The organism is Acinetobacter sp. WZC-1 (assembly GCF_052544965.1).
On sequence record NZ_CP199370.1, the window covers coordinates 1,456,429 to 1,467,703 of the forward strand.

Sequence of the window (11,275 nt, forward strand, 5' to 3'; positions counted from 1 at the left end):
CAGATTACATCATCCATTCAAGCGGCAGACAGGAAACCATCTGCATCATGAATCGCTGGAAGCGGGTGGTTTCCGGATCATGCTGATATTTCACTACAGTGCCATCCGCATGATGATCCAGCCATATCACCTGACCCTGGTCATCCAGCTTCAATTCATAGGCCACCATCAGCAGGGTATCGTCCAGTAATGCAGAAATCTGGGTCTGTAATTGCCTGGATTCCACCACCAGGCCTACTTCAGTGTTCAGATTGAAGGAGCGTGGATCCAGATTAAACGATCCAATAAACACCTGATGATCAATATCAATGAACTTTGCGTGCAGGCTGGAGGTATTTTTGCCCTTTTTGGGGATCACATTTCCTGTCACCACCTCATACCAGGTTCGCCGCTTCCGTTCAATATAGGGCTTAAATTCATACAACCGAACACCGCCCTGTAGTAAGGCAAGCCGGTATTTCTGGTAAAATGCATGCACCAGTGCCACATCATTGGCAACCAGTGAGTTGGTCAGTATCCGAACCTGAATATCCCGCTTTGGAAATGACGTCAGATAAGCCGTACCGGACTCAGTCGGTACAAAATAAGCGGAAATCAGATCCATTTTGACTTCAGGATGTCCCATATGGTCCTGAATCTGGTATGAAATCAGTGCATCTCCCTGAGCATTACCCAGGCTTTTTTCCGGTGAATCTGCCAGAAAATGGGCGTGTGCCCACTGAATATGATTCTGACTCAGTTCATTGGCCAGCTCTTCCTGTTCGGCGCTGACCTTGTCATCCACCGGGTTCTGATTGCGTTCCAGTTTTATATATTTCAGTCGTAATGCCAGCAGATCCCGGGGCTTACTTCTGCGGATGATCTGATGTGCCGGATGGCTGAGTGGATGATCCCAGAATTGCTGATAAACCGAATTGGCGTTTTTAACGGCATAGGCAAAAAACAGGATGTCCATATCTGAGAACTGGAAAAATTCACTGGCATCAAAATATTCACTGCTGATATTTCTACCGCCGGTTACTGCAATGACCCCATCTGCAATAATCAGTTTGTTATGCATCCGATGGTTGATTTTTTTTAAACGAAACAGATAATCCAGCAGACGGAATCTGCGCCAGCGATAGGGATTATAAAATTTAACCTGAATATTCTGATGAACCATCAGCGCCTTAAGCTGACGGTCAATCCGGGTACCATTCTGGTCATCCAGCAGCAGGCGGACCTGGACCCCGCGATCCGCGGCCTTTAACAGCTCAGCCAGCATGAAATTGCCAATAAAGTCATTTCCCCACAGATAATATTGCAGATCAAGCGTGCATTGTGCCTTGCGGATCAGGTGTAATCGGGCGGCAATACTCTGAAAGGCTTCCTTCATGACCAGATAGGCGGTCAGCCCTTGTTGTAGTTTGTCTTCTGCGTCGTTTTCGTTAATCCAGTAGGCTGCATGTGCAGTCATGGGCAAATCTTTTTTTAATTGATTCATGAATAAACAGGATCCTGTTCAGGCAAACAACTGCATAATAGATATAATTAAAGTCATCTGAGCTTTGATTTCATTATTGAGTTCTATAAATGGCTGATCAGCTCACAGCATTAGCTTACATCCTGGATTTGTAAAGTAAAAAAGGTTACTGTAGTTGAACTGTTAATGACAAAGACCAGCGAGGAAAACAGGGAAATGAAATCACGTGCAGCTGTTGCATTCGGTCCAGGGAAACCACTTGAAATTGTGGAAATTGATGTGGCGCCACCGCAGGCCGGTGAGGTATTGGTCAAAATTACACATACCGGGGTATGTCATACAGATGCCTTTACTTTGTCCGGTGACGACCCGGAAGGTATTTTCCCGGCCATTCTGGGGCATGAAGGGGCCGGTGTGGTTGTCCAGGTCGGTGAGGGTGTCACTTCGGTTCAGCCGGGTGATCATGTTATTCCGCTTTATACTGCAGAATGTGGTGAATGTATTTTCTGCAAATCAGACAAAACCAATCTTTGTGTTTCGGTCCGTGCCACTCAGGGTAAAGGCGTCATGCCGGATGGTACAACACGGTTTTCCTATGAGGGTAAACCGATTTACCACTATATGGGCTGTTCAACATTCAGTGAATATACCGTGGTTGCCGAGGTTTCGCTGGCGAAAATTAATCCTGAAGCCAGTCATGAGCAGGTCTGCCTGCTGGGCTGTGGTGTCACAACAGGCATTGGTGCGGTACATAATACCGCCAAAGTACAACCGGGTGATTCTGTAGCGGTGTTTGGTCTGGGGGGCATAGGTCTTGCTGTGGTACAGGGTGCGCGCCAGGCTCAGGCCGGCCGGATTATTGTGGTCGACACCAACCCTGACAAATTTAAACTGGCGGAATCATTCGGTGCTACGGATTTTTTAAATCCTAAGGATTATGATCAGCCGATTCAGCAGGTGATTGTTGAAATGACCGGTTGGGGAGTGGATCATTCCTTTGAATGTATTGGTAATGTCAATGTCATGCGTTCAGCACTGGAATGCGCACATCGTGGCTGGGGCCAGTCGGTGATTATTGGGGTGGCGGGTGCCGGGCAGGAAATTTCAACCCGGCCGTTTCAGCTGGTGACCGGTCGCAGCTGGCGGGGAACTGCATTCGGTGGTGTAAAAGGCCGCAGTCAGTTACCGGGAATGGTGGAAGATGCCATGAAGGGTGAAATTCAGCTTGAACCTTTTGTCACACACACTATGACCCTGGATAAAATTAATGAAGCCTTTGATTTAATGCATGAAGGCAAATCCATCCGCAGTGTGATTCATTTTTAATTTGCTGCTTGAATGCGCCAAATATAAAAACGGGCAATATGAACTGTACCCATTAGTAGGGCATGTAAACTTGCTTGAGCAATCAGTTGCAGGGCTTCAGGGCACAAAAGAAGCCTTGCCCAGGCAATTACAAGTGCTCGAAATGCAAGTGTCGAAGTTAAAGAAGTGAATGAGCCAGAGTATAACGATGGCTCAAGCTTTAATATGAGGTAATAAAAGGGCTTATTGATTTAAATTATAAAACCTGACTTCAGGAACAAATAGTCCAAAAATGAACCAGATTCCTGAACCTATCCAGACTAATAAAGAATAAGCCCTAATTTGCTCAGCATTTAAATCGGAGACAAGCCAATCAAAAAATATACCTGCCGCCCATCCTTTGATTACTTCTGCTCCTCCCCAGGAAATAATCCACTTCCAGCATAAAGAGTTGATGCAAAATAATAATATCCAGACAGTTAAACTCAATTTATTTATATCCCAGGAGATGCCAATTCCATAGTTTGATTGGTACTGTACGTTTTAGTATTAAGATTAGAACTCTTGCAAAGGTCAAAATTTGTACAACGATAAATTATGATTTTTCAGGAATTTTTAACATCCCAAATCATTAAAAATTATACTTTCGCAAGAAGCCTATTATTTGCATAGGCATTTAAGCCTAAGGCTAATAATATTACCACCAATATAGTAATTTTTTTCATTGGATATTCTTTAAAGTTTAGTGTACTCAAATATATATACTATATGTTTATTAAATATAAATTACAGGAATTTTCAATTGATATAAAACTTGGAATAGCTTCTTGCAACCATGAAAGAAGCAGGATTAAATTAAAAGGACTAAGCCCTGTACAGTACAGAACTCAGTCCTTAAACGCTGCTTAATTAACTATCCAACTTATTGGGGCAAATCGATAAGCCCATTTTTATCATTGCAGCACTCAGCTTCCGGAACTTGTCTGAAGCACTTCAGCAATGGATTCTGCAACATAATCAATGTTATTCAGATTTAAACCTGCGACACACATACGACCACTGCGAACCAGGTAAATTGCATATTTTTCCTTTAATTGATCCACTTGTTCAGCGCTTAAACCGGTATAACTGAACATACCCTGCTGGGTCAGCAGATAATCGAAATTACGTCCGGACACAGCATGACTGAGTTTTTCTCTGAGCAATTGACGCATCTGCAGGATACGTTCACGCATTTGCTGTAATTCAGCCTGCCATTTTGCACTCAGGGCAGGGTCATGCAGGACCGTACTGACCAGCAGGGCGCCAGTGGTTGGCGGACTTGAATAAATCCGGCGCACACAGGCTTTCAGCTGTCCCAGTACATTCTGTGCTGTGGGTTGATCATCACAGACGAATGTCAGACCACCGATACGTTCACCATACAATGAGAAAATTTTGGAAAATGAATTACTGACAATAAAATTCATTCCCGAACGGTCCAGTGCCCGGATTGCGTAGGCATCCTGTTCCAGTCCCTGGCCAAAGCCCTGGTAGGCAATGTCCAGAAATGGAATAAGATCCCGTTTTTGCAGAACCTCAATGACCTGGTCCCATTCCGTCGGACTTAAATCGGCCCCGGTTGGGTTATGACAGCAGGGATGCAGCAGGACAATACTTTTTGCAGACAGCTGGTCAAGTGCTGCCAGCATGGCAGGCACATTTACCCCATTGGTTTCTGCATCAAAATAAGGATAAAAGTGCGTCTGAATCCCGGCACCATTGAAAATGGTCATATGATTTTCCCAGCTGGGCTGACTGATCCACACATCAGATTCAGGAAAATAATTTTTCAGAAAATCGGCACCGATCTTCAATGCGCCGGATCCACCGAGCGTTTGAATGGTGACGGCACGGCCATCCTTAAGCGCCTGACTGTTCTGACCCAATACCAGTAACTGTGTAGCTTCGTTGTAGGACTTCAAGCCATCCATAGGCAAATAGGGTTTGACCTGATCATTGCCCGGTGCAATATTTTTACAGGCTGCTTTTACTGCTTCAAGCTGAGGAATGATGTTATCCTCATTGTAGTATAAGCCAATACTTAAATTTACTTTCTGGGTGCGCTCATCCTTCTTAAACTCTTCCATCAGTGAAAGAATCGGATCACCTGCATAAGAATCTACATACTGGAACATGGCATTTATTGTCCTGAATTAAACGGGGTATTCAGCCTCAGATCATATAGGTAATTCAGGGCATGACTCAACAGCAAAGACAACATTATTGCGGTGTCTGATGTTATGGATCAGGTTAAATACGGATGAGTTAAATATTAAGTCCAGTCTGTTTTACAGGATGCGCAGTATTGACTGGTTTAAAACCGATCAGCACATGGCTGAAAGCGGCTGTATCTGCAGTAGATCTGAAAGTTCTCAGGCATTGTCACAGGCCATACAAACAGCAATCACCCTATAAAAATAGGCTTGATTCACCTGAAAATTATGAGAACATGACGGATATCCAATATTAAAGAGAGAAACTGAGCATGCTGCTGAATCATGAATACAAACAGGTTTCAGACACAAACCACCGGGTTCCACTGGTGCTGATTCATGGCTTGTTTGGCAGTATTGGCAATCTTGGTATGCTTGCCCGGAGTTTTCAGCAGACGCATGATATTGTCCAGCTGGATATCAGGAACCATGGCCGTTCTCCACATTCAGATGAAATGAGTTATCCGGAAATGGCGGTAGATATTGTTGAAACGCTGGATCATTTGCATATTGAGCGTTTTTCAGTGATTGGTCATTCCATGGGGGGCAAGCTGGCCATGCAGTTAACTGCAACGGCAACAGATCGGATTGAACAGGTGGTGGTGCTGGATATGGCGCCATTTGCCTATCAGGAAAATCATCATGACTGGATATTTAAAGCCTTATTTGCGGTCAGGGAGGCCAAAGCTGAAACACGTCAGCAAGCCACTGAAATTATGCGTCAGATTTTACGTGAAGACATGGTCATTCAGTTTTTATTGAAGTCATTCGATAAAGGGCAATGGCGTTTCAATCTGGACGCTATATATCAGCATTATGCAGAAATTCTATCCTGGGAGAATATTCCAGTTTGGCATAAACCGGTGTTGTTCCTGCGCGGTGGAAATTCTGCCTACATTAAAGGTCCGCAGCGGGATGCCATTCATCAGCAATTTTCAGATGCGCAGTTGCAGACCATTGAGCAGGCAGGACACTGGTTGCATGCTGAACAGCCTGCTGCTGTGTTACAGGCAATTCAGCAATATCTGCTGGTAGATAGAGTTCAATCCTGAGCAACAAAAGCCACTGCCGCCTGCTCAACTGTCATTGTTAACGCGCGGCTTTTTGCAGTTGTTGCAGCAACCGCTGGGCGGTAAATGTTCCGGTTAGGCGCAATGGACGTATCTCCCTGGCATTTGCATTTAAAAATAGCATGGTCGGTGGACCCAGAATTTCATGTGTCTTTAAAATGCTGTCCTGAGATGCATCATAAGTGGTCAAATCGAGCTTAATCAGACTGAAACCGTGTAATGCCTGCTGAACATCTGCCCTGGGCATGACTTCTTTTTCAATGGGCTGACAGGCCACACACCAGTCCGCATATACGTCAATAATAATGGGCTGTCCAGTCTGTCTGGCCTGCTGTAAAGTCTGATCCAGCTGTTCGGCAGTGGTCACTTTATTCCAGTTTAAACGTTCAGAAACCGTATGTTCCACCTGGTATGCTTCAATACTCTGTTTTATATTCCAGGCTGCCGCTGCGATACAAAGTACCGCTATCAGAGCCAATAGCGCTTTATGGATGGTTTTCTGGATATCCTTCAGTGCTCTGAACAGGTAAATGGCCAGTGCCACACACAATAACGCCAGGGTGGCGGCGTAAATGACAGATGGAAGCATCGGTCGGATAAAATAAACTGCCATCATGAGCATGACAAAGCCGAAACTGACTTTCAGGCGATCCATCCACACACCGGGTTTTGGCAATAGACCGGAACCAAAGACACTGACAATAAACAGCGGCAAGCCAATACCCAGACCCAGAATAAACAGATAAAGCCCGCCGAGTACCGCACTGTGTGTCTGTGAAACAAATAACAATGCCCCGGCCAGTGGCGCGCTCATGCATGGTCCAACAATCAGGGCAGACAATGCACCCATAACTGCTGCACCGGTAATGGTTCCGCCTTTCTGCCGGTCCTGTAAGCTCCCCAGTTTCTGAACCAGCCGTTGTGGCAGGGACAGCTGATAAACCCCAAATAAATTTAAAGCCAGTGCCACAAATGCAATGGCAAAAATGGAAATGACCACAGGACTCTGAAACCAGCGCTGAAAACTATAACCGATTTCAGCCACGGCAATTCCCATCAGGCTGTACACTGCTGCCATGCTGACAATAAAACTTAAGGCAATGGCAACCACCTTATAACCGGTCGCCCGCTGGACAATAATGCCGGACAATATAGGAATTAAAGGCAGGGAACAGGGTAAAAATGCCAGTAAAATACCCAGACCAAAGAAAACCAGCAGATTCAGTAAAAACGAATCTCTGGACAATAAATTGAAAAATGATTGATCGTCATTCCACTGTAATGACGTTGCATGCTCATTTAAAGAGCTATCCTGCACGACTTGCGCCTGTGTTGATGCTGTTACAGCAGACGTTTGCAGGCTTGTTGCAGTCTGATTCAGAATCTTATTGTGCGCATTATTGTCCTGGCCATTGGCTATATTTGTTTTATTCTGTTGATCTGAATCTGTTAAAAGCTTTTCAGAGGATGGCTCAGCAGTATTGGTATTTAAATCCGTGGCTGAGTTTGTGCGGCCGGCTGCAAATAATGTTTTTGAAGCTGTTGCTGAATTCTGCGGAAATAAGCCGTCAGCATCGGTCTGAATGATCATATGCTGCATGGGATAGCACAGGCCATCCTCAGCACAGCCCTGCCAGTTGACCTGATAACGGGTATTCGGCCGAACATTCATATCAGCCATGACCTGATCATAATGTACGTCGGTCACCCCAAAGGTTGGATCATTCTTTTCATGGCCGGCAGGTAAGTTCAGCTGGATCCGGCGGTCATTGACCATGACTTTAAATTGATTATGATACAGATAATAATGTGGTGCGATGCTCCATTGCAGCTGTGCTTTCTGGTTGCTGATGGATTCCACAGAGAATTTGAATGCCTGATCAGCGGGCAAAAAACCATCATTGGCCTGAGCGGGTAAACTGATCGATAAAATTGAAAAAAAGCATAGGCTTAAAAAGGCGCGCAAATTCATTATTCCAGCTGGTAGACTCCCTTGCCATTTTATCCAGCTGAGTCAGGCCTGCAAGTACAGATTGTGTTTAATCGATCGATATTCAGTTAAGGGTTCAGAAAACAAGTACCTGGACTATGGTTGTTTTCAGGGAATCAGTTGGCAGTTTTGACTCCAATTGTAATGTATATCAATTTCCTGATCAGCCATAATAAATCAATATAATTTATCGCTCCCGGAATTTCAGCAGTGTCTGAACGGACCTATAGCAAGTCATTCAAAAAGCGATATGATAGCTGCTGTCATCTTAATAATTTTCAAGGAGCGGACATGTCCATAGATCCAGATTTTCCACAGACTGAAAACCGGGGAATTGCTGTTTATGCAGACAATGCAGAATCCATTGGTAATACACCACTGATACGGATTAATCGGGTGATTTCAGGTGGCGCAACCGTATTGGCCAAAATTGAAAGTCGTAATCCTGCATTTTCAGTCAAATGTCGGGTTGGTGCAGCTTTAATTGCTGATGCTGAAAAACAGGGTGTATTAAAGCCAGGAATGCATATTGTTGAACCGACCAGTGGCAATACCGGGATTGCTCTGGCTTTTACGGCAGCAGCAAAGGGCTACGACATTACCCTGACCATGCCGGCCAGTATGAGTATCGAGCGCAGAAAAGTGCTGAAAGCACTGGGGGCAAATCTTATTCTGACTGAGCCGGCAAAGGGCATGAAAGGTGCGGTTGAAGCCGCTGAGCAATTATGCCGGCAGCAACCTGAGCTGTATTTTTTACCGCAGCAGTTTAATAACCCGGCCAACCCTCAGATTCATGAACAGACCACAGGTCCTGAAATCTGGCAGGCGACCGACGGTAAAGTGGATATTCTGGTTGCCGGAGTTGGTACCGGAGGAACCATTACAGGAGTTTCCCGCTATTTTGAACAGGTCAGAAATCAGCCGATTTATGCTGTAGCGGTAGAGCCGGCAGAGTCTCCGATTATCAGCCAGGCCAGACGTGGTGAGGCTATTACCCCAGCTCCGCATAAAATTCAGGGCATTGGGGCTAATTTCATTCCTGAAAACCTGGATATGAATGTGGTGGATGAAGTTCTGGCAATCAGCAGTGAAGACGCCATTTCCTGGGCACGTCAGACGGCGATTCAGGAAGGAATTCTGGTTGGAATCTCCAGCGGTGCTGCATTGGCCGCAGCATCACAACTGGCTGCACGACCTGAAAATGTAAATAAAACCATTGTTGTAATTTTACCGGACAGCGGGGAACGCTATCTGTCTTCTGTTTTATTTGAGGACATCGCTGCGGAATAGCAGAATCATTACAGATCAAAAGCATCTGTTAAACAGGTGCTTTTTTATGCTCTGTTTCCACTCCATAACAGCGCTGCTCAGCGACGATTTTCCGCAATTAAAAAATCGATGAATAACTGCACTTTCCTGGGAACTTTCTTTTTATCGGGATAAGCCGCATAAAAATAAATCGGGGCACTCTGGTATTCTTCCAGGCACGGAACAATCAGCCCGGTCTGTAAATATTTAGCAGCAATAAAGTCTGGCAGAAACGTAATGCCGTGGTCCTTAATGCACATATCCAGCAAGAGACGGCCATTATTACAGGTAAATTTTGGGAAGCACTGGATGGAGGTCGTCTGATCGGCCTTTGAAAGAAAAATTTTATTATGACTGGCGGTCTGCCGATACAGTAAAAGCTTATGCTGTTTCAGTTCATCAATCGTCTGCGGGGTTCCGTATTTCTGAAAATAAGCCGGAGTTGCATAAAAATTCCGTTGATAGGTGCCAATAATGGTGTTTTCAAAAGCATCCACCGGGTTTTCAGCGACTCTTAAAGTCAGATCAAATTTACTGTCATAAATATCCACGAAGCTATCGGTCAGAAATAAATCCACTTTAATGTCAGGATAATGCAGAATAAATTCAGAAATGATGGAGGTCAGAAAGGTCTGACTGAAGGACAATGGTGCATTAATTCGCAATTCACCTTCTGGATACAGCTGGTCATATCCAATTTCATGTTTTGCCCAGTCGAACTCGCCGAGTATGACTTTGCTGTGCTCATAAAATTTTTCGCCGCATGGGGTTAAATTCATTTTACGGGTCGTGCGTACCAACAGGGTGACTTTCAGATCATGTTCCAGATAGGCGACTCTTTTGGCCACCAGATCACGGGTAATATTCAGCGTCCGGGCAGCGCTGCTGAAATTTCCGGTTTCAACCACATTGACAAAAGCATTAATACAATCCAGTCGATCCATCTTTCCCTGGTTTCCATCTGACGTTTTTTTAACTGAAGAATATTACTCAGAATCTGTCTGACAGTATAGCAGTACAGGAGAGGGGCTTTAAAGGCCGTGGATATTCATTGTATTCATATTGAATACATACTGGCTAAAACAAAGGGACTATTTCATTACATTTTTATATGTCTTTATAAACCTACCGTAACCGATGACGAACGTAAGGACTTGAGATGAACAAATCTATTTTAGAACAGCTTTCTCCAGAAAATTGCCAGATCATTTTTATCGATCATCAGCCACAGATGGCTTTTGGGGTGCAATCCATTGACCGTCAGGTATTGAAGAACAATACCGTTGGACTGGCAAAGTCGGCAAAAGTATTTGGGATTCCAACCACAATTACCACGGTTGAAACTGAAAGTTTCTCTGGTCATACCTATCCTGAGTTACTGGATGTGTTCCCGGATGCTCCGCTGCTGGAACGGACTTCAATGAATTCATGGGACGATCAGAAAGTCCGGGATTCACTGGCGACAAATAAGCGCAAAAAAATCCTGGTATCAGGACTGTGGACTGAAGTCTGTAACCTGTCATTTTCCCTGAGCGCCATGCTTGAAGGTGATTATGAAATATATATGGTGGCCGATGCGTCCGGTGGTACTTCAAAGGAAGCGCATGATTATGCCATGCAGCGTATGGTTCAGGCCGGTGTGGTTCCTGTCACCTGGCAGCAGGTTTTACTTGAATGGCAGCGTGACTGGGCAAAACGCGATACTTACGATGCTGTCATGGATATCGTACGTGAACACTCAGGGGCTTATGGCATGGGTGTGGATTATACCTACACCATGGTTCATAAAGCACCGCAACGAGCCCAGCATCATCATCCGGTGCTGGCGCCGATTGCAGCAAAATAAAAGCACAGCCATAAGGATGCCATGCAGGCATCTTTATGG

Annotated in this window: 10 protein-coding genes; 5 read left to right on the plus strand and 5 right to left on the minus strand. The window is 44.9% G+C overall.

Annotated elements, in window-relative coordinates:
• Positions 1-4: 4 nt before the first annotated feature.
• Entirely contained in the window at positions 5-1,483 is a 1,479-nt protein-coding gene (locus ACT6PV_RS06710) for a phospholipase D family protein (RefSeq protein ID WP_445115648.1), read from the minus strand.
• 195 nt (positions 1,484-1,678) lie between these two features.
• On the opposite strand from ACT6PV_RS06710, the gene ACT6PV_RS06715 reads away from it, so the two are divergent.
• Positions 1,679-2,788 carry an S-(hydroxymethyl)glutathione dehydrogenase/class III alcohol dehydrogenase gene (locus tag ACT6PV_RS06715; RefSeq protein ID WP_445115649.1) on the plus strand — a complete coding sequence of 370 codons (1,110 nt, stop codon included), beginning with the start codon at positions 1,679-1,681 and terminating at the stop codon, positions 2,786-2,788.
• A 222-nt stretch (positions 2,789-3,010) separates the two neighbouring features.
• Here the strand turns inward: ACT6PV_RS06715 and ACT6PV_RS06720 are convergent, their stop codons facing one another.
• The gene (locus tag ACT6PV_RS06720; RefSeq protein WP_445115650.1) at positions 3,011-3,256 is read right to left on the minus strand and encodes a hypothetical protein; all 246 of its coding nucleotides are present in this window, start codon (positions 3,254-3,256) and stop codon (positions 3,011-3,013) included.
• Positions 3,257-3,541: 285 nt separating this feature from the next.
• Between ACT6PV_RS06720 and ACT6PV_RS06725 the strand changes: the two genes are divergently transcribed.
• On the plus strand, positions 3,542-3,676 hold the full coding sequence (locus ACT6PV_RS06725; RefSeq protein WP_445117052.1) for an IS3 family transposase: 135 nt from the start codon (positions 3,542-3,544) through the stop codon (positions 3,674-3,676).
• 56 nt (positions 3,677-3,732) lie between these two features.
• Here ACT6PV_RS06725 and ACT6PV_RS06730 read toward each other — a convergent pair whose 3' ends face one another.
• Positions 3,733-4,944, minus strand: a complete 1,212-nt coding sequence (locus ACT6PV_RS06730; protein ID WP_445115651.1) for an amino acid aminotransferase — start codon at positions 4,942-4,944, stop codon at positions 3,733-3,735.
• Positions 4,945-5,294: 350 nt separating this feature from the next.
• Between ACT6PV_RS06730 and ACT6PV_RS06735 the strand changes: the two genes are divergently transcribed.
• On the plus strand, positions 5,295-6,074 hold the full coding sequence (locus tag ACT6PV_RS06735) for an alpha/beta fold hydrolase (protein ID WP_445115652.1): 780 nt from the start codon (positions 5,295-5,297) through the stop codon (positions 6,072-6,074).
• Between the two features lie 37 nt (positions 6,075-6,111).
• On the opposite strand, the gene dsbD is transcribed toward ACT6PV_RS06735, so the two are convergent.
• Complete coding sequence (gene dsbD / locus ACT6PV_RS06740; protein ID WP_445115653.1) at positions 6,112-8,064, minus strand: protein-disulfide reductase DsbD; 1,953 nt, start codon at positions 8,062-8,064, stop codon at positions 6,112-6,114.
• A gap of 309 nt (positions 8,065-8,373) precedes the next feature.
• On the opposite strand from dsbD, the gene cysK reads away from it, so the two are divergent.
• Positions 8,374-9,372 carry a cysteine synthase A gene (cysK, locus tag ACT6PV_RS06745; protein ID WP_445115654.1) on the plus strand — a complete coding sequence of 333 codons (999 nt, stop codon included), beginning with the start codon at positions 8,374-8,376 and terminating at the stop codon, positions 9,370-9,372.
• A gap of 77 nt (positions 9,373-9,449) precedes the next feature.
• Here the strand turns inward: cysK and ACT6PV_RS06750 are convergent, their stop codons facing one another.
• Entirely contained in the window at positions 9,450-10,334 is an 885-nt protein-coding gene (locus ACT6PV_RS06750; protein WP_445115655.1) for a LysR substrate-binding domain-containing protein, read from the minus strand.
• Between the two features lie 215 nt (positions 10,335-10,549).
• On the opposite strand from ACT6PV_RS06750, the gene ACT6PV_RS06755 reads away from it, so the two are divergent.
• Positions 10,550-11,236 (plus strand): hydrolase, encoded by a 687-nt coding sequence (locus tag ACT6PV_RS06755; protein ID WP_445115656.1) that lies wholly within the window; start codon positions 10,550-10,552, stop codon positions 11,234-11,236.
• Positions 11,237-11,275 lie beyond the last annotated feature (39 nt).